At 69.1% G+C, this 24,974-nt stretch carries 10 protein-coding genes; 5 read left to right on the top strand and 5 right to left on the bottom strand.

Annotation, left to right across the window (positions count from 1 at the left end; genetic code table 11):
• Nucleotides 1-25: 25 nt before the first annotated feature.
• On the bottom strand, nucleotides 26-12,685 hold the full coding sequence (locus WS91_RS03350) for a hybrid non-ribosomal peptide synthetase/type I polyketide synthase (RefSeq protein ID WP_231751964.1): 12,660 nt from the start codon (nucleotides 12,683-12,685) through the stop codon (nucleotides 26-28).
• Complete coding sequence (locus WS91_RS03345) at nucleotides 12,678-13,625, bottom strand: 2OG-Fe dioxygenase family protein (RefSeq protein ID WP_231751963.1); 948 nt, start codon at nucleotides 13,623-13,625, stop codon at nucleotides 12,678-12,680. The genes WS91_RS03350 and WS91_RS03345 overlap by 8 nt, the downstream gene beginning before the upstream one ends.
• A gap of 886 nt (nucleotides 13,626-14,511) precedes the next feature.
• Here WS91_RS03345 and WS91_RS03340 point away from each other — a divergent pair.
• The 5 genes from WS91_RS03340 to WS91_RS03320 all read left to right on the top strand — a co-directional run bounded on the left by WS91_RS03340 (nucleotide 14,512) and on the right by WS91_RS03320 (nucleotide 22,061).
• A complete protein-coding gene (locus WS91_RS03340; RefSeq protein WP_038752021.1) occupies nucleotides 14,512-15,684 on the top strand; it encodes a porin in 1,173 nt (390 codons plus the stop codon).
• A 704-nt stretch (nucleotides 15,685-16,388) separates the two neighbouring features.
• A complete protein-coding gene (locus WS91_RS03335) occupies nucleotides 16,389-17,957 on the top strand; it encodes a thioredoxin family protein (protein ID WP_059669744.1) in 1,569 nt (522 codons plus the stop codon).
• A gap of 370 nt (nucleotides 17,958-18,327) precedes the next feature.
• Nucleotides 18,328-18,792, top strand: coding sequence for a type III secretion system chaperone (locus WS91_RS03330; protein WP_059579850.1), 465 nt, complete (start codon nucleotides 18,328-18,330; stop codon nucleotides 18,790-18,792).
• Between the two features lie 150 nt (nucleotides 18,793-18,942).
• The gene (locus tag WS91_RS03325) at nucleotides 18,943-19,302 is read left to right on the top strand and encodes a hypothetical protein (RefSeq protein WP_059669743.1); all 360 of its coding nucleotides are present in this window, start codon (nucleotides 18,943-18,945) and stop codon (nucleotides 19,300-19,302) included.
• A gap of 230 nt (nucleotides 19,303-19,532) precedes the next feature.
• Nucleotides 19,533-22,061 (top strand): penicillin-binding protein 1A, encoded by a 2,529-nt coding sequence (locus tag WS91_RS03320; RefSeq protein WP_059669742.1) that lies wholly within the window; start codon nucleotides 19,533-19,535, stop codon nucleotides 22,059-22,061.
• Between the two features lie 235 nt (nucleotides 22,062-22,296).
• Here the strand turns inward: WS91_RS03320 and WS91_RS03315 are convergent, their stop codons facing one another.
• Genes WS91_RS03315 through WS91_RS03310 form a run of 3 tightly spaced genes read right to left on the bottom strand, consistent with a single transcriptional unit; the run spans nucleotide 22,297 to nucleotide 24,694 of the window.
• Nucleotides 22,297-23,535, bottom strand: coding sequence for a putative glycoside hydrolase (locus WS91_RS03315; RefSeq protein ID WP_059669741.1), 1,239 nt, complete (start codon nucleotides 23,533-23,535; stop codon nucleotides 22,297-22,299).
• Complete coding sequence (locus WS91_RS35435; protein ID WP_145986941.1) at nucleotides 23,532-23,975, bottom strand: hypothetical protein; 444 nt, start codon at nucleotides 23,973-23,975, stop codon at nucleotides 23,532-23,534. The genes WS91_RS03315 and WS91_RS35435 overlap by 4 nt, the downstream gene beginning before the upstream one ends.
• The gene (locus tag WS91_RS03310; protein WP_231751962.1) at nucleotides 23,972-24,694 is read right to left on the bottom strand and encodes a polysaccharide deacetylase family protein; all 723 of its coding nucleotides are present in this window, start codon (nucleotides 24,692-24,694) and stop codon (nucleotides 23,972-23,974) included. Before WS91_RS03310 ends, WS91_RS35435 begins: the two co-directional genes overlap by 4 nt.
• Between the last annotated feature and the right edge of the window lie 280 nt (nucleotides 24,695-24,974).

Below are 24,974 nucleotides of genomic sequence, written 5' to 3'. Positions count from 1 at the left end.
GCACGCCTTTGCGTCGGAGGCGCGCTCATGCGACGGCGGGATTCGCGGCAGAGGCCGCGTCGGCCGAAGCGAGCGCCGCGCGCACGCAGGCGGACACGTGCTCGACGTAGTCGGGCATCAGGCACGAGTAGTGATTGCCCGGCACTTCGCGGCACTCGACCGGCAGGCTCGTGAACCGTTCCCAACCCCACGCGGCGGTGTCGCGGATCTCCGGCAGATTGAAGCCTTCCGGCGTCGGGCCCGCCGCCTTCACCAGCAGCATCGGAATCGGCCGCTGCACGCGCGGCGGATCGTACTTCGGCGACAGGTCGGCGGCCGCTCGATAGACGTTGAACAGCCCGCGGATCGAATTGCTGTCCGCTTGCGAGTGCACGACGCCGGATGCCGCGAGCCGTTCGCCGATGAACTCGAGCAGCGCGGCGCGCGAAAGCGGCGCGAGCGCGGCGTCGATGCCGTCGACGAGCTCGGGCTTGTCCGCGTAATACGCGAAGATGCCGAGGATGAGGCGAGCCATCTCTGCATCGTCTTGATACACCATGGGCGCATAGGGCGGCGCAGCGGAATCGAACAGCACGACGAGCCCGATGCGTTCGCCGGCGTCGATCAACTGCCGGGCGATTTCATAGGCGATCTTGCCGCCGAGCGAATGACCGCCGAAGTGATACGGGCCTTGCGGCTGCACCGACCGCATGCAGGCGATGTAATGCGCGGCGATCTGTTCGATCGACGTGTGAGGCTCGGCCATGCCGTCGAGCCCGAGATATTGAAGCCCGACGACGGGCCGGTCCGCGCGCAGCGTCTTCGCGAGCGGCAGCAGTTGCGTGATGTTGCCGCCCATGCCGGGAATGCAGAAGAACGGCGCCCGGCGGCCCGCGTCGACCATCGGCACGATGCAATAGCGGATCGCCGCGTCGTTCGATTGCGGCGAGTCGCTTGTCGCGTTGCCCGCCGCGTCGATCGAGCGCAGGATTCGCGAGATCGTCGGCGCGTCGAGAAACTCGCCGAGCGTCAGGCAGCGGCCATACAGATCGCGCACTTGCGAAATCAGCTGCGTCGCCAGCAGCGAATGGCCGCCGAGATCGAAGAAATCGTCGTCGATGCTGACGTCGTCGACGCCGAGCAGGTCGCGCCAAAGGCCGACGAGCGTGCGCTCCACGTCACTCGAAGGCGGCGCGGCGGCCGCTTTGCGCTGCGCGTTCGATGGCTGGCGATCGAAGCCGAACTTGCTGACTGCGAGTTGCGCGATGCCCGAGCCGGGCATGCGGATCGCGAGGTCGAAGATCGCGCGGCCCTCGCGATTGGTGAGGCCGCGCACCGAGTCGGCACCGCGATGCGCGGTGCGCTCGGTGTAGTCGACGGCCATGCCGGTTTCCGTCCACGCATCCCAGTTCAGCGAAACGACCGGGATGCGCGCTCGGCTCCAGTGGCGCGCGATCGCGTCGAGGTAGCCGTTCGCGGCCGCGTAATCGGCCTGACCGAGGCCGCCGACGAGTGACGCGAGCGACGAGCACAGCACGACGAAGTCGAGGCGATCGGCTGCGACGAGATCGATGAGGTTGTGCGTGCCGGCGACTTTCGCGGCGAGCACGCGCCGCCACGCGTCGGGCGCGCCCGTCTCGATGAGGCCGCTCGCCTCGACGCCTGCCGAGTGGACGATGCCGTTCACCCGACCGAAGCGCGCATGCAGTTCGGCGATCGCCGTACGCATCTGCCGCGCGTCGGCGACGTCGGCGCGCAGCACGAGCACGTCGGCGCCCGCGGCTTCCAGCGCGCGTAGCCTGGCCGCTTGCTTGTCGGTCAACCCTTCGCGCTGGCGGCCGATCAGCGCGAGTTTCGCGCCCGGCGCCGTTTCCGCGATGTGCCGGGCAAGCTCGCCGCCGATGCCGCCCAGCCCCCCCGTGATCAGATAGACGCCGCCGTCGCGCAGCGGCGCGCCTTGCGTCGTATCGGGCGCCGGCGCATCGACGAACCGGAGCGTTTCGCGTGAGCCGGCCGCGAGGCAGACGGTCGCCGCTTTGTCGAAGTAGCCGATGCCGCTCTCGGAAATCTCCGGCACGATCGACAGTTCCGTGTGCAGCGCCTGTTGCGTCGACGGCTCGTCGTCGTCGACGTCGAGATGCCGGCAGACGATGTCGGGAAACTCCCACTGCACCGCCTTGAGCGACGCCGCCGTCGCTGCCGTCGCGCAGGCGGCGGGCGCGTCGGCGCGGCGCCATCGTCGCGTGACGAGCGTCACGCGCGGCGCGACCGCTCGTCGCGCGAGCGTCTGAATCAGCGTGACGAGATGCGTGAAGCCGTCGAGCGTTGCGTCGAGCGCCGGGCGCGATTCGTCAGCGCGCCACGCGTAGACGATCTGCGACGGCAGCCGTCCGGCGCGGGCGAGCGCGTCGAGCAACCGGGCGTAGTCGTCGCCGGAGCCGGCACGCAACGCGAAACGCGCGTCGTCGAGCTGCCGGAACGCGTCGCCCTTGACGACCAGCACGCTGCGCGGCGGCGCGTGCGCGGCAAGCGGTTCGTCCGGCGCATCGGCGAACGTCAGCCAGGCGCCCGTATCGCGTTGGTGCGCGGGCAGCGGCGCCCGCGCCCAGGCGGGCGTGCGGCACCAGTCGGCCGGCGTCGCGCCGCCGGCCCGGTTGGTTTCCCGCAGGCCGAATCCGCGGACTTCGACGAGCGTCGTCGCGCGCCGCGCTTGCGCGTTCCACGAGAACAGCGTGACGTCGAATGTCCGCGGCGCGCGTTCGATCGCGAGGCTGTAGCACTCGGCCGTCAGCGGCGCATGAACCGTCAGCGTCTCGTACCGGAACGGCAGCGATGCGTCGGCGGGGCGCAGGCACGCATGCAGGAACGCAACGCCGAGATCGAGCAGCGCCGGATGCAGCGCGAACGCGGGCAGGTCGCGCTCGAACGTGTGGGGCAGGCGCAGGCGGGCGAGGCCTTGGCGCTCGCCGAGCCACACCGCGTCGATGCAGTGCCAGCGCGGGCCGTACTCCGCGAACGCGCGCCGGAACTGCGCCGGCGCATCGGCGAGCGGCTGCAGCGACAGGCGGGCGCACAGCGCGTCGATCGAGCCGTCGGAAAGCGTTGGCGCGTCGGCGAGGCGCGTCGCCGAGACGTTGCCGCTCGCGTGCGGCGTCCAGGCGCCGGATGCGTCGTCGGGGCGGCTCTCGAGCACGAAATCCAGCGCGCCGTCGCGCTGCTTGAACACGGCGCGCAGGCTGCGCTGCACGCCGGCGTCGAACACGAGCGGTGACGGGAAATAAACGTCGCGCAGCACGGGCTGCGACGCGCCGTGCGAGATGACGAACGCGCGCCGCACGAGCTCGAGGCAGCCGGTGCCCGGCAGCACGCCGTGGCCGCCGAAGATGCGATGTTCGTCGACGAACCAGTGGCGCTCGCTCAACGTGAAGCAGACGTCGATGCGCTGCGCGTCGATTTCCTTGCGCTCGAAGCGCAGCGTGCCGTCGTCCGGCGAGGACGGCGGTGCGGGAGCCGGCGCGGCGTCGGCTGCCGGGCGACTCAGCCAGTGGCGTTTGCGGGTGAACGGATAAGTGGGCAGTGCGACGCGGCGCGCGGCGGCGCCGTCGCGCAGACGTTCCCATTCGACGTGCGCGCCGTGCGCCCACAGCGAGCCGACGCCCGTCAGCAACGCCACGTCGTCCGTGCGCGGCTCGCGCGCATGTCGCATCGTCGTCGCGACGCGCGAACGCTCGAGGCCGTCGACGCCGGCCGCAAGCGATGCGAGCGCGCGGCCGGGACCCACTTCGAGCAGCAGCGGGCGATCGAATGCGGCGAGCACGGTCGACAACCCTTCGGAGAACCGAACCGTGCGGCGCACGTGGTCACCCCAGTAGCCGGGGTCCCGTCGGTCGCTTTCGTCGAACCACCGGCCGCTGCGATTCGAGATCATCGGCACGGTGCCGTCGGCGGTCCGCAGCGATGCGCCGACGCGGTTGATCTCGCCCACCGCGTTTTCCATCAGCGAGCTATGGAACGCATGCGATGTCGCGAGGCGCTGGCACGGCAGGCCGGCGAGCACGCACGCGTCTTCGAGCTTTGCGATGTCGCCGGGCGCGCCGGACAGCACGAACTGGTCGTCGCCGTTGACGGCGGCGAGCTCGCAGCCGGTCGCGTACAGCGCGTCGAGATGCTCCGGCGACGCGGTGACGGCGAGCATCGCGCCGGCCGGCTGCCGTTGCATCGCCGATGCGCGGGCGGCGACGAGCGCGAGCGCATCGTCGAGCGCGAGCCGGCGCGACACGCACGCGGCGACCAGTTCGCCCAGGCTGTGGCCGATCAGCGCGTCGGGGGCGATGCCCCAATCCTCGAGCAGGCGCGCGAGCGCGTATTCGACCGTGAACAGCGCGGGCTGCGCGTAGCGCGTCTCGCGCAGCCGGTCCGCGCCGGCCGTGCCGCCGCCGTCGCTGTCGCCGCGGATCAGCGCGCGGATGTCGACGTGAAGATGCGGCATGAGGATGTCCGCGCAGTGGTCGACGACATCGCGGAATACGCGATACCGGCGATACAGCGCCTGTCCCATGCCCGCATGCTGGCTGCCCTGGCCGGGAAACATGAAGACGACGGGCGCCGACTTGCGCGCGCCGACGATCGGCAGGTCCGCGGCGCGCGCAAGCTGCGCGGCGACCGCGCCCATGTCGTCGCCGACGACGAAGGCGCGATGCGCGAACGCGGTGCGTCCGGCCTGAAGCGTGTGGGCGACGTTGCCGAGCGTCGCGCCTTCGACGCCGTTCGACAGGCGCGCCGACAAGCGTCGCGCGGCCTCGCCGACCGCCTCGGGCGATTTTGCCGACACCGGGAGCAACTGTGCGCCGTCGTCCGCGTCCTGCCGTTCGATCGGCGCGATCGGCGCTTCTTCGACGATCACGTGCGCGTTGGTGCCGCCGACGCCGAACGAGCTCACGCCCGCGCGCCGAGGCCTCGGGCCGCGCGCCCACGCACGCGCGGCGCGGACGACCTCGAACGGCGTTTCGTCGAAGCGGATTTCCGGGTTCGGCTCGTTGCAATGAATGCTCGGCGGAATCGTCTCGTGGCGCAGCGCGAGGATCGTCTTGATGAGGCCCGCGATGCCGGCTGCGGCGTCGAGATGCCCGATATTGCTCTTCACCGAGCCGATCCCGCACTTGCGGGCGGACGGCGCGGCGGCGTTCGCTTCCTCGCTCGAAGCCGCCGCGAACGCTTGCGTCAGCGCCCGCACTTCGACCGGATCGCCGAGCGGCGTGCCGGTGCCGTGCGCTTCGACGTAGTCGATCGTGTCGGCGGCGACGCCCGCGGCGCGCAGCGCGTCGCCGATCACGGCCGCCTGGCCGCTAACGCTCGGCGCCGTGTAGCTGACCTTGCTGCCGCCGTCGTTGTTGATCGCCGAGCCCTTGATGACCGCATGGATCGTGTCGCCGTCGCGAATCGCGGCGGATAGCTTCTTGAGCAGCACGAGGCCCGCGCCGCTGCCGCCCGCCGTGCCGTTGGCGGCGGCGTCGAACGGCCTGCAGCGGCCGTCCGGCGACATGATGCCGCCTTCCGAATAGACGTAGCCGGCCTGCTCCGGATCGAGTCCGACCGCCCCCGCGATCGCGAGTGCGCACTCGCCGGCGCGCACGCTCGCGCAAGCCATGTGAACGGCCGTCAGCGACGACGAGCAGGCTGTCGCGACGCTGACGGCGGGGCCGCGCAAATCGAGCTTGTACGCGGTGCGGGTCGCGACGAAATCCTTGTCGTTGCCGAGCATCCACTGACCCGCGTCGAGGCGGTGCGTGCGGATGTTCGGAATCACGTTCTCGACGAGGTAATAACTGAACGCGACGCTGCCGAACACGCCGACGGGCCGCTGCGCGTCGCGGTCGCCGTAGCCCGCCTCCTCGAGCAGTTCCCATGCGAGCTCGAGAAAGATTCGTTGCTGCGGGTCCATCACCTGAGCCTCGCGCGGGGAGTAGCCGAAGAACTCGGCGTCGAAATCCGCGACGCCGTCGAGCACTTTCGCGCGCCGCACGAAGTTCGGATGCGCGATGACCTCGGGGGGCACGCCGCGGGCGCGCAACTCGTCGTCAGACAGATCAGCGCCGGCGTCGTAGCCCGACAGCAGGCGCGTCCAGAACGTTTGCAGATCCGGCGCCTGCGGGAAGCGCCCGACAAGGCCGATGACGGCGATCGCGTGCTCGTCGACGGCGGCCGCCGCCGTTTCCGCCGGCGGCGGCGCTTCGCTCGCGGCCGGTTCGTGCCGGCGTCGCAACACGTCGATTTGCGCGGACAGTGCGTGAATGGTCGGATATTCGAACACGTCGGTAAGCGTGACCCAACTGCCGAATTCTTCGCCGAGGCGCTGATGCAGCGCGACCGCGCGCAGCGAATGGCCTCCCGCCTCGAAAAAATTCTCGTCGTCGCCGATGTCGGCGCGTCCGAGCAGTTCGCGCCAGATGGCCGAAACCTTGGCGATCGTGGCCGCGGGCGTTGCGCGCGGCGAGGCCGGCTTGTCGGGCGGCGTGCGCGCGATCGCGCGCGCCGCGCCGTCCGCCGTCGGCTTGATCGCCTTCAGCGCCTGCAGGTCGACCTTGCCGGTGCGTCCGGTCGGCAGGCGGTCGAGGAACACGAATGCGGTTGGAATCATCACGTCGGGTATCTTGCCGCGCAGCGCGTCGGCGATCGCATCCCGGTCGCTCGTGCCGACGACGTAGCCGACAAGCTCCGACTGGCCGCGCGTATCGGGATGGACGAGCGCTTCGGCCGCGCGCACGCCCGGCGCTTCCATCAACGCGGCGCGGACTGCGTCGAGCTCGATCCGGAAGCCGCGGATCTTCACCTGGCGGTCCGCGCGGCCGATGAACTGGACGCTGCCGTCGTCGAGCTGTCTGACGACATCGCCGGTGCGATACATCCGCGCGCCCGGGCGTGCGGCAAACGGATCGGCGACGAACGCCGACGCCGTGCGGGCGGGCTTGCCCAGATAGCCGTGCGACACGCAGACGCCGCCGACGAACAATTCGCCCGCGGCGCCGTCCCGCGTTTGCTCGAGCGCGTCGTCCAGCACGTAAAAGCGCGCGCCGCCGAGCGGGCGCAGCACGAGACGTTCGCCTTCGGCCCAGTATTCGGCCATCGAGACGGCGATCGCGCATTCCGTCGGGCCATAGCCGTTGAAGAGGCGTCGCCCGGCCGCCCAGCGCTGCGCGACTTCGCGCGGACACGCTTCGCCTCCGACGACGATCGCCTCCAGCGCGGGCAGCGGCGCGTGCGGCACGAGCGCGAGCGTGGACGGCACGATAACCAGATGCGTGATGCGCCGTTGCGCGAGCCATTCGACGAGATCGCTGCCGGGCAGCAGCCTCTGGCGGTCGCCGAAGACGATCGCCGCCCCCGACGCGAGCGGGGGGAATATCTCGGCGAGCACCGCATCGAAGATCGGCGAAAGGTACTGCGCGATGCGCGAGCCGTGCGTGATGCCCAATGTGTCGCGCATCGCGAGCACGTTGTGGCACACGCTTCGATGCGGGACCGCGACGCCCTTCGGCATGCCCGTCGAACCGGACGTGTAAATGACGTAAGCGGTGTCGCCGGGCGCGATTGCGGCGTCGGGCGCGGGCGCGCCGGCGGATGCGTCGACGTCGACGAGATCGGCGTCGACGAGCGGCAGATTCAGGTGCGACACCTTGGCGGTGAGCGCGTTGCGGCTCACGATCGCGCGCAGCGCCGCGTCGTGCGCGATGTATTGGTTCCACTGCGGCTTTTGATCCGGATCGAACGGCACGAATGCGGCGCCGATGCGCGCGATCGCGAGCATCGCCGCGATGGCGTACGGATGGCGGCCCACGCAGATGCCGACGCGGTCGCCGCCGCGAACGCCGACGTTGCGCAGCGCCGTGGCGATCGCCGCTGACAGCGCATCGAGTTCGCGATACGTCAGTGAGAGATCGTCCGCTTCGACGGCGACGCGCTCGCCGCCGTCGGCGACGCGCGCGGCGAACAGCGCGTAGAGGTCGGCATGCCCGGCGTCGCTTTCGCCGTCCGCGTCGGCGATCGCGGCCGCCGCATGGCCGTTCGGCGCCGCATCGGTGCGCCAGTCGACGTCGGCCGCCGCGCGTGCCGCGAGCGCGAGCATGCGATCGCGCATCCGCGTGAGCGATGCGCCGCCGAACGAGCCGGGCCGCGACATCAGGTGCCCGAACACGGCGTCGCCTTGCCGCGTGACGGCGAACTCCAGGTCGAGCTTCGCGACGTAAGTCTCGAGCGGATGAGGCGTCGCGCGCACGCCATCGAGATCGAGCGAGCCGACTTCGTCGAGGTCGTACGAGAATCCCGCCTGGAAAATCGGGCTGCGCGTCGGATGACGCGCCGGATTGAGCGCCTGGACCAATTGCTCGAACGCAACGTCCCGGTGCTCGAACACGTCGAGGCAGGTTTGCTTGACCTGCTCCAGCAGGCTCCGGAACGTGCCGGCTTCGCCGAAGCGCACGCGCAGCGGCAGCGTGTTCGTGAAGAAACCGATGACGGAGTCGAACGCCTCGGTCGGGCGCAATGAAATCGGGATGCCGATCGCGAGGTCGTCGTCGCCCGTTTCGTCACGCAGCGCCTGCGCGAACAGGCTCAGATAGAACATCAGCGGCGTGCAGTTGAGTTGCCGCGATGTTTGCTCGATTCGCGCCGCGAGCGGCGCGGGAATCTCGAAGCTCGACGATCCGGGTTGCGCACGCGCGGCGTCGTCGGCGGGAATGCGCAGCGTCGGCGGCAGTTCGCGCAGGCATTCACGCCAGTGCGACAGCGTCCGTTCGAGCGCGGGCGCGTTCGCGAGTGCGCGCTGTCGCGCGACGAAATCCGCGTACGTCGCGTCGGGCGGCGGCGGATCGAAGGCTTCGCCGCGCGCGCGGGCGTTGTAGGCAGCCTGCAGGTCGCGCCAGAAGATGCTGAGCGACGGGCCGTCGAACACGATGTGGTGGACGGTCACGCATAGCAGGTGGCAGCGTTCGCCGCGAGCGAACAGAACGGCGCGCACGAGCGGGCCCGTCGTCAGGTCGAACGGCGCGGTTTCTTCGTCGTGTAGCAGGCGGGACAGTGTCTCGTCGTCGGCGACGTCGACGATGCGCAACGGCGCGTGCACCGCGTCGGCGACGATCTGCGCCGGTTCGAGCGATGCGTTGCCCGATTCGTCGTCGAGCGGCACGAGCTTCGCGGAAAACGTCGTGCGAAGCGCGGGATGGCGGCGCGCGATATCGTCGAGCGCACGCGCGAGCGCGTCGCGATCCGGCGCGCCGTCGAGGCGCCAGACCATCGGGATGTTGTACGTGAAATCCTGAGGCCGCCGCTTCGCCGCGAGCCACAGGCTGTTCTGCGCGAGCGAGAGTCGGCGGGGATCGCCGGATCGCTGCGCGGCCGATCCGGGGGCCGGCGCGTCCGCGGCGCTCGCGAGCGGCGCTTCCCGCGCGTGGCTCGCCCGCGGGCACGCGCGTCGCGCGTCGTCGACATGCTCGGCCATTTCGGCGACGGTCGGGTGCTTGAACAACGTCGCGACCCGCAGACGCACATCGAATGCGTGGTTGACGCGCGAGATCAGGCGCGCGGCGATCAGCGAGTGGCCGCCGCAGAAGAAGAAGTTTTCGTCGACGCCCGTGACGGGCGCGGGCAGCACGGCGCGCCAGAGCTCGAGCACGCGGCGCTCGGTCTCGGTGCGCGGCTCCGCCCGGCTGCCGCCGAGCGGCGACAGCTCGAGCGCCTGCAAACGCTTTCGATCGATCTTGCCGCTTGCCGTCAGCGGCAGCTCCGGCAGTTGTTCGATCACTGTCGGCAACATGTGCGCGGGCAGGCGTTCGCGCAGGAAGTGATAGAGCGCGGCAGTCGGCGCGTCGCTGACGACGTATGCGACGAGCACGGCGTCGTCGAACTGCTCGTTTTTCGTGGTGAGCGCGCATTGGCGCACGTCCGGATGCGCGGCGAGCGTGCTTTCGATTTCGCCCAGTTCGACGCGGAACCCGCGAATCTTGACCTGATGATCGCGCCGTCCGAGGAATTCGATCGTGCCGTCCGCCAGCATGCGGCACATGTCGCCCGTGCGGTAAAAGCGCGTCTGGCCGGGGGCCTGCGCGAGGCGGCCGCGCGCATCGAACGCGCCGGAGATGAACTTCTCGCGCGTGAGCTCGGGGTTGTTCAGATAGCGTTGCGACACGGCGGGGCCCGCGATCAGCAGTTCGCCCGGCACGCCGATCGGCGTGAGCTGCAGCCTGGCGTCGGCGACGTAGAGCTCGCAACTCGACAGCGGCCGGCCGATCGGAACGACGCTGCCGGGCGCGAGATCGTGCTCGGCCGGATCGAACACGGAGCTGTCGATCGTCGCTTCGGTTACGCCGTACGAGCCGAGCACGCGCGCGTGCGGCGCGCACAGCGCTTGCGCCGCCTGCAATTCGTGGCCGAACCAGACGTCGGCGCCGCACACGAGGGTCGCGAGGCCGTCGAGTCGCGCATCGTGATCGTGACAGTAGCGGATCAGCTCACGCAGCACGACGGGCGGAAAATCACCGAACGTGACGCGCTCGTGCTCGATCAGCGCATGCACCCTGGATGCGTCGAGCATCCAGTCGCGCGGGCACATCACGAGTTTGCCGCCCGAGCCGAGCGTCCGGCTGAGGTCGCCGATACCGAGGTCGAACGTCGGCCCCGCGAGCTGCAGCGCGATCGGATGGCCGGGCTGATCGAAGCGATAGGCCTGACGCCACGCGTGATACGACAGATTCAGGTTGCCGTGCGACACCTCGACGCCCTTCGGCTTGCCGGTGGATCCCGACGTATAGATCACATAGGCGGGATCATCCTCCTGCAATGCCGGGATTTCGAACGGCGGCGCGCTCGAGGTGTCGCGGGCCGGGTCGCCGGCTGCTTCGTCGAGCACGAGCGCGAGCGCGCGAAGGTCGCCGTCGAGCCGCGCGAGATCGTGCGCCGTCGTGACGATCGCGAACGGCTTCGCGTCGTCGATCTTGTCGCGAAAGCGCGGATCGTCCGGTCCGATCGGCAGATAGACGCCACCGGCTTTCAGGATCGCGACGAATGCGATCGGGACCTCGTGCGAGTATGAGACGAACGACGCGACGCGGCTGCCCGCCGTCACGCCTCGCGCGCGCAGCTGCGCCGCGACGCGATCCGACAGCCGATCGAGTTGCGCGTACGTGAGCCGCGTCTCGCGATGAACGACGGCCTCCGCATCTGGCGTGCGTCGCGCCGCAGCGCGAATGCGCTGCGGAATCGGCGAGAATCCGTCCGACACGAGCGGTTCGCCGGGTTTGGCGAGCCGCAAAATGTCGGCAAGCTCGGCATCGCTCAGCAGCGAGCCTTTCGTCACGGGCTCGTTCGGCGCGTCGAGCACGGATTGCAGCAATTGATCGAGATGGCCGGCGAGGCGCGCGATCGTCGCTTCGTCGTAGAGGTCCGTGTCGTATTCGAGGTAGCCGATCAACGCGTCGTCGATTTCCTCGAGCGACAACGTCAAATCGTATTTCGCCGTGCCGTTGTGGATCAGCGCCCCCTCGACTTGCGCGCCGGTGAGCGACAGCGCGTGCGACGAGCCCTTCAGGTAATCGAACATGACCTGAAAGACGGGGGCGTGGCTCAGCGAGCGCGGCGGCTGCACGGCGTCGACGATTTCGTCGAACGACAGGCCGATGTGCTCGAATGCATCGAGCACCGTGGTCGTCGCTTGCGCGAGCAGCTCGAGAAAGCTCGGTGCGCCGCTGAAGTCGAAGCGCAGCGGCGCCAAGTTGATGAAAAAGCCGATTTGCCGCTGCTCATCCTCGGTCGCGCGGTTCGCGAACGGGCTGCCGATGACGATATCGCTCTCGTTCGAATACCGATGGAGCAGCGCGGCGAACGCCGCGACGCCGATCGTGTACGGCGTCACGCCGGCCGTGCGACAGAGGCGCGCGATGCCGGCGGCGATCGACGGCGAGAACGCGTGCTCGACGACGGCCCCCGCGCCGCGCTGCTGCGGCGGGCGGGCCCGGTCGGTCGGCAGCTTGTGCAGGTTCGGAATGCCTTCGAGACGACGCCGCCAGTATTGGCGCGATTCGTCTTTGAGCGCCGCGTCGGCGAGCTGATCCATGGCCTCGTCGACCGTCGCGTACCGCACGGCGGCGAGCGCCGGCTCGCGGCCGTCGCGCAGCGCGCGATAGGCGTCGCCGAGTTCGCGATAAAAGAGATCCAGCGACCATGCGTCGATCGCCATGTGATGAATATTGACGAGCAGCACGTGGCGATCGCCGCCGATGCGCAGCAGCGTCGCGCGCAGCGGCGCTTCGTTCTCGAGATCGAACAGATGCGCGGCCAGCTCGCGCTCGTGCTGTTGCACGGCGGCCGATTGTGCGTCGGCCGCGAGCTCGCTCAGGTCCGCGACCTGCAGCAGCGAGCCGGCGGGGCGTACGTCGATGACGAGCTCGCCGTCCACGGTGCGCAAACGCGACGCGAGAATCGGATGCCGGTTCGCGACGAAGACGAATGCGCTGCCGAGCGCGCTTTCGTCGAGGTGACCGCGGATTCGAAATGCCGCTGCGATGTTGTAAGTGGCCGAGCGAACGTCGCCGCTCGTGATGAACCACAGACGACGCTGCGCCGCCGTTGGGGCGAGCGTGAGCACCCCGTGTCCGGCAGCGGCGGTGTCGCGCTCGACTTCTTCGAGCGATTTCAATCGAGTAGAGCGATTAGTCACGGACGGGCTCCGGATTGGATGTTGGCACGATTGGGCGAGCGGCGTCCGACGGTGAGCGGACGACTGCATCGAGCGGCGTGAAATCGATGAGGATGACGGTGCGCATGCCGCACGGCGCGCCGGGCGCGCACGAGATCGACGTCACGTGATGGCTGACGGCTGCGTCGTCGATGATGTAGCTCTCGAGCGGCACGTGAAGCGAGAATGCGCGAACCTGTTCGTCGGGGACGTCGTCCACCTGGCGGCCCGCATACTGCGGCGGCGCGATGTAATTGACGCCGCCGACCGCGCTGGTGCGGTCGATCAGATGGACGGCCGTGAACGGCTGGCCGTCCTGGTGCAGGCAGTCCGGCGTGATTCTCGACATGACGCCCGGCAACGCGCGCATCCGGAGCACGTGCAGACCGCACAGGAGCGGCTCGTCGAGTTCGCTCAGCGGCGTGAGCGCGAGATCGAAGCGGATGAGCTTGCGGATCAGCGGCAGTGCGAGAATGCTGTCGCTCGTTCGCAGGAAACGGCGGTGCACGCCGCCGTATTCGGGCTGAAAACCGATTTCCTGGCGATATTCGATTTCGATCGCGCCGTCGAGTCCGACGAAGCCCGGCTTCCATGCGACGTGGCCGTCGTTCGGCGCGAGAACGCCTTCCGCATAGCTGCGGTGCCGGCCGGCACCCCCATGGCGATCGACAGGCAACTGATCGGCGTAACGGCTGAGCTGTGCGAGGCAGTGTGATTTTGCTTCGACGTGGTCGAGATCGGCGGCGTCGAATCTGGCCCAACCTTGCTGTTGCAACTTCCCTCGAATGCCTCCGTGTGTGGAGCCGGATGTTTCCGCTAGGGTTTGCGTCTCGATTAGCATTGCTAAATATCCGTCGAAGTCAAGATCAAATGAGCAGACATTGATAATCCGCTTGCCGCAGGCTGCTTTCCCGCACAACATTTGACAGCTTGGAATTTATTGTTATTTTCGAAGGAATGTCGGAGGCACTTTTGCCGGAATTTATCGTTATATCGGTTATTCGACTGAATCCTGCAAACAGGATGAATTCAATCGATGAGAGACGATGGCCCGGCGAGTCGAGTGAATTTAACCATAGGATTCTCGTAACTGTCTAATGAATTTTTAAGGATCTTGTAATTGATCTGTGACAATAACGTGTTGAAAGCGGAATTAGAGCCGATGTTAATTAGAAACTAAAATTTTGATTGTATTTGAAGTGGTTGATTTAAAAGGGTAATGTGGGATTCGTGGAAGCTGAATGGTGATCCTTTTCCGAGATGTGTGAGACGGCTGTCTTTTGCGACCTGTCGGCGGCTAATGCAGCTTCCGCGCGTGGATTTATGATTGATGTGTCGGGTGGGCATTAATCGACTTCGGTCGCCGCGAATCGAGTTCGAAGTGGATCGGGGATGCTCGCATTGCGCGGCTGGGGCCGCGTAATCAAGATCGGCGCGGGCCGTTGGGGCAATAAGGTCTTCGCCGTCATGTGGCCGAGTAAGGCGCGCGCGAACCCGATTTCGACTTGAATGACCGCGTCGCGGCCGTCAACTGGCCTATTCGAAATCTGCAATGCGCGTCGGTTGCGTCGTGAATTCGGCTGGTGCGTTCATGCGCGCGCACGCTCCGGTGCCCGATATATGGTGTCAGTGTCGCGCGTGGCGAATCGGGCGCGCGCGGCGCCGGTGGCATTGTCGCGGGCGCGTGCGGAGTTCGGCGATCCGGCGCCCATCATAACCATCGCAGAATTAATTGGTTTTCGGTTCGTCGTCCTGTCCGTATCGTTCAGCGATTCCAACAACAAGTCGACTACGAGGACAACCACCACATGAAGCAAACGAAGCACCTCGCCGCGCTCGCCGTGCCGGCCGGCCTCCTGCTCTGCGCCGGCGCGCACGCGCAAAGCAGCGTCACGCTGTACGGGATCGTCGATGCGGGCATCGCATACGTGCACAACGCGCAGGGAACCGACGGCCGCAATCAGTCGTCGCTCGTGAAATTCAGCAGCGGCAACCTGTCCGGCAGCCGCTGGGGCCTGAAGGGGACCGAGGATCTGGGCGGCGGCCTCGCGGCGCTGTTCCAGCTCGAAAACGGCTTCAATCTCGGCACCGGCCAGCAGAACGGCAATCGCGAGTTCGGCCGCAAGGCGATCGTCGGCCTCGCGAGCAACACGTGGGGCACCGTCACGCTCGGCCGCCAATACGATCCGGTCGTCGATCTCGTGCAAGGGCTTACCGAGGACAATTACTTCGGCGGCGTGTTCGCGACGCCGGGCGACCTCGACAACTACGACAACAGCCTGCGCGTGAGCAACTCGGTGAAGTACACGAGCCCGGTGCTGTCGGGCTTCCAGTTCGAAGCGCTGTACGGCTTCGGCGGCGTGGCCGGCGCGACGGGCAGCGGCCGCACATACAGTTTCGCGGCGAGCTACGCGAACGGGCCGCTGTCGCTCGGCGCCGGCTATCTGTACGCGGACGGCGGCACGACCGCCGCGAACGGCGTGCGCACGTGGACGAGCAGCTCGGACACGCTGTTCAACACCGTGATCAACCAGGGCTTCGCGAGCGCGAAGTCGATTCAGATCGTGCGCGTCGGCGGCCAGTACGTGCTCGGCTCGGCGACGTTCGGCCTCGCGTATTCGAACACGCACTACGGCCGCGATTCGCTGTCGACGTTCAACGAGACCGCGAAGTTCAACAGCGGCTCCGCGTTCTTCAACTATCAGTTCTCGCCGGCGCTGCGCGCGGGCGTCGGCTACAACTACACGTCGCTGACGGGGCCCGCTTCCGCGCACTATCACCAGGTGAACCTCGGCGCGGGCTACGCACTGTCGAAGCGCACCGATCTCTATGCGCTGTTCGGCTATCAGAAGGCGAGCGGCCGCACGCTCGGCGCGAACGGCTCGGTGGTCGATGCGCAGGCGTCCGTCGGTTCGTATGGCGTGAACTCGGGCACCGATTCGCAGGAGCTCGCGATCGTCGGGATTCGGCACAAGTTCTGATCCGGGCGCGCGATTCGCGGTGCGCGACGGGCCGGGCGGGAGGTTGCGCGCGGGCGTCGTCGCGTCGCGTCGTCGATGGAATCGAGCGAATCGGCGCAAGCGATGCTCGCGATGCGGCGGACGAAAGCGCGACGGAGCCGCGCAGATCGGGTGTCGGGATCGAAGGGCGGGAAGCGATCGAGAAGATCTACGTCGCCGCCGCTCCGACTGCCATTGCGGCGATCGTCGCGAATCGCGCGCGTGTCGATGATGTCGATCCATCGCGACGACGTCGGCTCCGTCCGCCGCCGCGGACGTCTCGGCTGCCCGGCTGGTCGTGAACGACGCGCTCGTGTCGACGGCCGCCGCGCCCGCGGCACGGCGGTCAAGCAAGCCGCCGCGGCACACGAGCCCGTTGCCCGATCCCATTGGCGAGTCCGTTGCGCGACCCTTTTCCCGCCGAGCCCTTGCCGCGTTCTTGCCGAGTTCTCGCCGAGTTCTCGCCGAGTTCTCGCCGCGTTCTTGCCGAGCCCTCGCCGAGTTCCCGCCGAGTCTCTCGCGTCACACATCGAGGCCTCCCGCAGCGCCCGAGATTGTTTCTATACTTCATACGATTGCGCCGTGAAAGAACGGAGCGCGCGGCCGGCGCGCTCGAACGTCAACCCGATGCGGGCCGCCACCAAGATGCCGAACGACGCGGCGCCGCCCCAACCGGACTCTCATCGATGAAAACTGCGATTCGAAAGCTGACGGCGTCGCTGCTCGTCGCCGCCGCGGGCGCGTGCTTCGCCGCCGACGCGCCGCACGCGCCCGAGCATCTGCCGCCCGGCATCGCGTGGCGGCAAGGCGACGTCGACGCCGCGTTCGCCGAGGCGAAGCGCACGAACAAGCCGCTGTTCCTGTATTGGGGCGCGGTCTGGTGCCCGTCGTGCAATCAGGTGAAGTCGACGATCTTCAGCCAGCAGGCGTTCAAAGCGCGCTCGTCGTTCTTCGTGCCGGTTTATCTCGACGGCGACACCGAGAATGCGCAGAAGATCGGCGAGCGCTTCAAGGTGCGCGGCTATCCGACGATGATCCTGTTCCGGCCGGACGGCGCCGAAGTCACGCGGCTGCCGGGCGAAGTCGATCTCGACCGCTACATGCAGGCGCTGTCGATCGGGCTGAACGCCGCGCATCCGTTCAAGCAGACGCTCGCGGCCGCGCTGAAGGACGGCGCGCGCGTCACGCCCGACGACTGGCGCGTGCTCGCCGACTACTCGTGGGACACCGACGGCGATCTGCCGGTGCCGAACGAGCGCGTCGCGACGACGCTGCAAACGCTCGCCCGCCACGCGCGCGCGGGCCATGCGAGCGCCGAGGCGCTGCGGCTCGATTTGAAGGCGGTCGTGTCGGCGGCGCTCGGCGATCCGCCGCAGCGGGGCGATGTCGACAAGGCGGCGGGCGCGGCGGCCGTGTGCGACGCGCTGCGCGAGCCGAAGCTTGCGCGCGCGGACTATGACGTGCTCGTCGCCGCGCCGGACGACGTCGTCAAGTATCTGGCGGGCGGCGACGCGGCGGCGCGCGCGACGCTCGCGAAGCAGTACGATGCGGCGCTCGCGCGGCTGTCGACCGATAGGTCGCTCGCCGCGATCGACCGGACGATGGCGCTGCACGGCCGCGTGCGCATCGCGCGGCTCGACGCGAAGCCGGGCGCGCCGCTGCCGTCCGCGCTCGCCGACGCGGTGCGGCGGCAGACCGCGTCGGCGCTCGCCGAATCGACGAACGTCTATGGGCGGCAGGCGGTCGTCAGCGAGGCGGCGGACACGCTGACCGACGCCGGCCAGTTCGATGCGGCCGACGCGCTGCTGAAGGCGGAGATCGCGCGTTCGCCGACGCCGTACTACTTCATGTCGGGGCTCGCGGCGAATGCGAAGGCGCGCGGCGACCGCGCGGCGGCGCTCGCTTGGTACAGGAAGGCGTATGAAGCGGCGACCGGCCCGGCGACGCGGCTGCGCTGGGGCGCGGCGTACTTCGCGAACGCGGTCGATCTCGCGCCGGACGACGCCGAGCGAATCCGCGCGATCGCAAGCGACGTGCTGACGCAGGCGAGCCAGACGCGCAACGCGTTCTACGGCGCGAACCGGCGCGCGCTGACGCGCGTCGTCACGCAGCTCGCGCATTGGCGGCAGGGCGGCGCGCACGACGCGGCGGCGCTCGCGGTCGTCAGGCAGTTCGAAGGCGTGTGCGGGAAGCTGCCGGCGGGCGATCCGCAAGTCGGGACCTGCGAGAGCTTGATCAGGAGCGCGAGGGCATGACGGCGTCGAACGACGCCTCGCGTGCAGGCGCGCGCGGGGCGCGAGAGGGGGACGCGCTGGGTTGGCGCGCTTGAGCGGCGCGCCCGCGAGCGCGCATTGCGCGCGGACGTCGCGCATTTCCGTGGCGCATGGCCGGACGCAGCATGCGTCGTCGCTCATGCGAAATCGTTTGTCGCGCGAGCCGGCAATGCGCCCGCGCCCGCCCGGCCGCACTGAAGCCACGCGAAGCCGCTGCCCGGAAGCGGTTCGCGCGGCCGGCCCACGCACTTTCCGGGTCAAAATCGAAACAAGCGCCCGGTATTCGAAAGAGGTTCGCGCCCGACTGCCTAACATTGGCGCCGTACGAGCAACCAAGAGCCAATCGATGGAAATGACGAACGCCCTGCTGGGCGAATTCGGCGCGCGGATCGGGCTATCCGATCTGAAATTCGACGCGACCGGCGTATGCCAGCTGCGAATCGACGATCTGAAGCTCGCGCTTTACGACAACCGTGCGCTCGACTGTCTGACGCTGCTCGCCGAATTGCCGATGCCGACGGTCGACACGCTGCAACGCGAAGCGTGGACGCGCTTCGTGCTCGCCCGCCAGTTCGACGCGTTGCACGAGCACGTGCCGACCATCGGCCTGAATCCGCAAACGGATGCGCTCGTGGCGATGCGTCATTTGTCGCCTGCGAACCTGACGCTCGAACGTCTGACGGGCGCATTCGCCGGGCTCGTCGAATGGCTGGCGGCCTGGAGCCGCGAGTCTTGCGCGATCGAGCAACAGGCGTTTTCCGCGTCGCACGATGCGCTTCGCTCGACCCGCGAATACGATGCGCTCGCCCATGCTTGAGCTTGATTCGGTCCCGTTCGTTTCCACGCAATCCGGCGTCGGCCCGGCCGCGGCGGCCGAGCGCAACGCCGGGCGTCTCGACGTCGCCGGAGCGCCGCGCACGATCGCTTCGGCGGCGCATCGTTTCGCTTCGATTTCGACGATCCGCATTTGCGCGATACCGCGTGGCTCAGCCTCGTCGAAATGTGTTTCGCGCGCACGCCGAAGCTCGATCGGCACATCGAAGGCCCGAGCCGGGACGAATGCGCGCGCTTGTCCGGGCGCACGCCGCAGCCGCTCCGGACGGCATTCGCCGGCGAGGTCATGAAGGCGGGCGCTGCGCTGTCCGTCGTGCGCGACGGGCGCGCGAACCTGCCGCCGGACGCGCGGGCGCGCGTGCTCGGCGGCGTCGACGACGTGCCTGTCAACAAGCTCGCCGACGCCCTGCATCGCCCGGAGATCGGGGCGGCGCGCCGCGTCTTCTCGAACCGGTACATGGAAGTCGCGGTCAAGAAGGACGACAAGTTTTGACGCCGATGCGGCGGCGCGGATGACGGCCGCCGCCGTCGCCGCGGTGCGCGCCCGTTGCCCGGAACGACGGGCGTGAACCGCGGCGTCGCGGGCGGGGCCGCAGTTGCGACGCGTCGGCGTCAACGGCGGCATCGGCGGCAGCATCGCGATGCCGCTCCGGCCCCGCCATCCTTCGGGCGCGTCGCCGCGTTTGGTACGATGCACGCTTTCCCACCCATTCGCATCACCGCGTGAATCGCCGAATCGTGTCGTCCCTCCTCGACCGTTGCGCGGCCTGGCTCGCCGCCGCAAAGCCGCACGCCGCCAACGTCCTGCGCCGCTTGCGTCATCCGACGCGACGCGGCGTCCTGCTCGCGCTCGCCGCCGTCCCCGCGCTGTTCGTGATCTACGTGTTCGCGCTGATCCCGTTCACGCCGGGCATCGGCGACATCCGCAAGGCGCGCGTCGACGCGCCCGCGCAGATCCTGTCCGCCGACGGCAAGCTGCTCGCCGAGTTCAAGCCGTCGAACCGCGAATGGGTGCCGCTCGCGGGCATCTCGCCGAAGATGGTCGATGCGCTGATCTCGACCGAGGACCACCGCTTCTACGAGCACCACGGCCTCGACTGGCGCCGCACCGCGGGCGCCGCGCTGCGCACGTTCTCGGGCGAGCGGCAGGGCGGCTCGACGATCACGCAGCAGCTCGCGCGCAATCTGTATCCGGACGAGATCGGCCGCGCGCCGACGCTCACGCGCAAGCTGAAAGAGGCGATCACCGCGCTGAAGATCGAGGCGGTCTACAGCAAGCCGCAGATTCTCGAGACGTATCTGAACACGGTGCCGTTCCTGTACAACGCGTACGGCGTCGAGATGGCGGCGCGCACGTACTTCGACAAATCGGCCGATCAGCTCGACGCGCTCGACGCCGCGACGCTCGTCGGCATGCTGAAGGGCAACAGCTATTACAACCCGGTGCTGAACCCCGAGCGCGCGCTCGCGCGGCGCAACACGGTGCTTGCGCAGATGGTGAAGTACGGGAAGTTGTCGCCCGCCGCGTATGCGTCGCTGCAGAAGAAGCCGCTGCGGATCGACTTCGAGCGGCAGAAGGAGCCGCCCGGCCCCGCGCCGCATTTCGCGCAGCAACTGCGCAAGTGGCTGATCGCGTGGGCCGACCGCAACGACTACAACATCTACTCGGACGGCCTCGTCGTGCGCACGACGATCGATTCGCGGCTGCAGACGTACGCGACGCAGGCACTCGCGCGGCAGACGAATCAGCTTCAGGGCGTCGCGAACGGGATGTGGAACGCGGGCAGCGGCTGCGCGCCGGGCAATCCGCTATTCCGCGCGTTCGTGCGCGAGACGCCGCAGTTCCGCGCGGCGCTCGACGGCGGCGCGACCGAGGGCGCGGCGCTCAAGCGCCTGCTCGCCGATCGCGGCTTCGCGCGCGCGCTCTGCAAGACGAAGGCCGACGTGCAGGCGGGCTTTCTCGCGATCGATCCGCGCAACGGGCAAATCAGGGCGTGGGTCGGCAGCCGCGACTTCACGACCGAGCCGTTCGATCACGTGCAGCAGGCGCGCCGGCAACCGGGCTCGACATTCAAGCCGTTCGTCTACGGCGCGGCGTTCGCGGCGGGCGCGACGCCCGACGACACGTTCGTCGATCAGCCGGTCGAGATTGCGCTGAAGGGCGGCGAGATCTGGCGGCCCGACGACGACGCGCCGCCGACCGGCAAGCCGATGACGCTGCGCGACGCGATCGCGTATTCGCGCAACCGGATCACCGCGCAGCTGATGATGAAAGTCGGCCCGCAAAAGGTCGCGCGGCTCGCGCGCGCGATGGGCGTGCGCGACAGCGAGCTCGACGCGGTGCCGGCGCTCGCGCTCGGCACGAGCCCCGTCACGCTCAAGGAGATGGTGTCCGCGTACGCGACGATCGCGAACGTCGGCGAATACGTCGAGCCGCGGATGGTCACGCGCATCGAGGATCGCAACGGCGAGGTGCTCGCCGAATTCGCGAGCGCGTCGCCCGAGCGCGCGCTCGACGCGTCGGCGGCGCGCACGCTGATCGACGTGATGCGCGGCGTCGTCGAGCGCGGCACCGGCGCGGCGATCCGCTCGCGCTACGGCATTCGCGCGGACGTCGCCGGCAAGACCGGCACGACGCAGGGCGACACCGACGGCTGGTTCATCCTGATGCAGCCGGAGCTCGTGGCGGGCGCGTGGGTCGGCTTCGACGACGGCCGCGTGACGCTCGGCAGCGACTGGGGGCAAGGGGCGAGGAGCGCGCTGCCGATCGTCGGCGACTTCTATCAGCGGGCGATTCGCGCGCGGATCGTCGATACGCGCGAGCGCTTCGCGACCGAGGCGCCGCCGGGCGCGTTCGACACGTTCCGCGACAAGCTCGGCGACTGGTATCGCTATCTGTTCGGGAAGCCCGAGCCGCAGAAGGCCGCGCCGCCGCCGAAGGCGCCGCGTGCGCCGGTGGAGGAGGTGATGCCGGCGTCCGAGGTCGAAGCGGCTTCCGAGGCAGCGGCGGCGGCGCGCGCCGCGTCCGAAGCGTCAGCCTCGGCCGCGTCGGCCGTGAGCGTTGAGCCGTTCGCGCCGGGCGGCGCATCCGCGCCTCAGATGCCGCCGCTGCTGCAGCCGACGCCGCCTTCGTCCGTGCAGCCGCCGCCCGCCGCGCAGCCGGACAACGGCTTGCCGAACGACAGCGCGCCGATGTCGCCGACGCCGACGCCCGACGCGCCGGCGGCGAGCGGAACGGGCGCAGGCAACTAGCGGCGCCGCGCGAAGGAGGGGCGGAGTCGCGACGCGCCCGCGCATGCCGGCGGCGTGCGCGTCGCCGGATCGGCCCGCGCCGGCTGGCGCGCAAGCAGGCGGTGCGCGGCGGCGCGGGACATCGGCGCGGCGGCGCGTGCCGCCGTCGAGCACACGCAAACACTGCGGCCTCGAGACGAGTTCGAGAGCGGCCGTGTCGATCCGCTCCGCGCGGCCACGCCGTGCCGCCGCGCGCTCATTTCGGCAACTGTTGCGGATCGTAGCGATTGCGCGCGTTCCACAGCATCCAGCCGTCGGTGTCGGCGGCCTCGGCGGCGTCGACCTGCGCGCGGATCTCCTCCGCCGCGAAATCGCGGCGGTCGAACGCATAGTCGCGAAACGCCTGCAGCCATGGCCGGAACCGCACGCCCGGCAGCCCGGTCCGCGAGCGCGCCTCGGCGAGCGAGCGGCGCACGATCTGCCCCGGATCGGCAGTCGGCTGCGTGCAGCCCGGCAATCCCCACGTGAAGCCGGACGGGTAGAGCATCGGCGAAATGTAGTCGAGCGGCCCGCCGAGCATTTCGATCTGCTGACCGATCGCGGTGTCGTCCTCGTTCCAGCAGACGTAGCCGAAGATATCGGCGGCGACGAACACGTTGTACGGCGCGAGCCGGCCGCGCGCCGCCTGCAGGAAGCCCGTGATCGCCGCGGTGCGGTTCGCGCGCGTGTTCGGCACGCTGAAGCGCAGCCCGCGCGCGTCCGGAAAGCGCACGTAGTCGAACTGGATTTCGTCGAAGCCGAGCTTCGCCGCTTCCTCGGCGACGTCGAGGTTGTGCGTCCACGCCTCGCGCAGCGTCGGATCGATCCAGCGCAGCTTCTCGCGATCGTGCCACACGTCGCCGTCCGCATCGCGCACCGTCCAGTCCGGATGCGCGGCGGCGAGCGGATCGTCCTTGAACACGACGATCCGCGCGATCAGATAGAACCCGCGCCGATGCAGATCGCCGACGAGCGCGGCGAAGTCGCGCACCACGGGCGCGTTCGGCGTTTGCGCGGCCGCGCCCGACGCGCGCCGCGCCGCGCTCGGATACGGCGCGATGCCGCGATCGCCCTTCATGTCGATGACGAGCGCGTTGATCGCGGTGTCGCCCTTGAGTTTCGTCGCGGCGTCGCGCAGCGTCTTGCTCGTGATCCCGAATACGGACAGATAGACAGCCTTCGGCCGGAACGGCGCGAGCGCGACGGTGACGGGTTTGCCGGTTTCGACGGCCGCGCGCGTCGCGAGATAGCCGGGCGCGCGCACGGCGATGTCGGCGGCGGCCGCGGGCGTTGGAGTTGGCGTCGGTGTCGGCGTCGGCGTCGGCGATGCGGCCGCCGGTGCGCCGGATGATGCGTCGGCGGCGAGCGCATCGCCGGCCGGCGGCACGGCTGCCAATGCGACGGCGAGCACGCACGCACGGGCGCTCGTACGCAACCATTGTGCGATTGTGTTCATGTGCGGTCCTCTGCATGCGTCGCGACGAACGCGTCGGTAGGCGCGGCGGCGGCAATGGCGAGCGCGCGTGTGCAAGGGCTCGTTCGCAGCCGTCGGGCGAGCCCGTTCATGGTCGATCTCCCGCGTGCGTCACGGCGATCGCATCGATGAGTGCGGGCGGCGATGGCGAATGTGCGCGCACATGCGCAGGTTTTCAGCCATTGCGAACACGCGTTCATCGCCGGCCCGCCCGCATGCGTCGCGGCGAGCGCGCCGGCGGATGCGGCGGCCGTGACGGCGAGCGCGTCCGCAGCGGCGTTGGTCCGTGATCCATGATCGAACTCGGGCATGAGCGATGCTTCGAGTGAATATCGGCGCTCGCCGTGGCGGTTACGGCGGAGGTGGTTGCCGTGAGCGTGCGAGTGATCGCGCACCCGTGGCCGAGAGTCGATTTCGTTCACTGCGGAACCTCCGCGTGCATGTCGCCATGAGTATCGGCGTGAGACGCGGCGTGAGACGCGGTGTGAGAAGCGGCATGCACATCGTCGCGCTCGCCGAGCAGCCGCGCGAGCGCGGCCGGCGTGCAACCTTCGACGATCAGGAAGCGCGGCAGCGCGAGCGGCGCGTCGCCGCGCCGGGCCTTGCGCGCGTCGAGCGTGAAGCCCGCGACGTAGCCCGCCTGAGCGGCGAGCGCCGTGAGTTCGTCGTCGTAGAGGCCGAACGGCCATGCGAGCAGATCGATCCGGCCGCCGACTTCGCGCTCGAGCAACGCGCGCGAATGCGCGAACTGCGTCGCGGCGAAGCGGCGGAACGCGTCCGGCGCGAGACGCCGCCGCTCGGTGCGGAAGTTCGGATGCCACCACGTATGCGACTGGATGTCGAAGCGGCCGGTGTCGCGCAATGCGCGCAGCTCGTCCCACGTCATTGCGTACGATGCGTTCGAGATCGCGGACGGATAGATGAACAACGTGACGGGCAGCCGCTCGCGCAGCACGATCGGCCGCAATAGTTCGTACACCGAGCGATGGCCGTCGTCGACGGTGATCGCGACCGCCTTGTCCGGCAGCGACGCGGACGGCGACGCCGCCCATGCGACGACCTCGCGCAGCGGCACGACGGTGTAGCCATGCGAGCGGAGGAATGCGAGCTGCGCTTCGAATGTGCTGACTCGGATGGTCATCGAGTCGGGCGGCGCCGATATCGAGAAACGGTGATAGACGAGAATCGCGGGGCGCGACGCGCCGTCGGCGGGCGGTGCGGCGGCATCGGCGTTTGCCCCGGCGAACGCCGGCGATGCGACGCTCGCCGCCGATGCGAGACACCAGGCCGCCGCCGCGAGCCGGAATCGGGTGAAGCGGGAGCCTGAGTGTCGCAATGGCGTTCCTTCGGTTGTTCGAAACTTGTTCGGGCGGACCGATCGCGATTGCGCCGGGGCGTCGCGAGTGGCGGCGAGCATGCGT

Source organism: Burkholderia sp. MSMB1498, from assembly GCF_001526245.1.
Lineage (GTDB): Bacteria > Pseudomonadota > Gammaproteobacteria > Burkholderiales > Burkholderiaceae > Burkholderia > Burkholderia savannae.
This window is presented reverse-complemented; position numbering and strand designations above follow the sequence as displayed.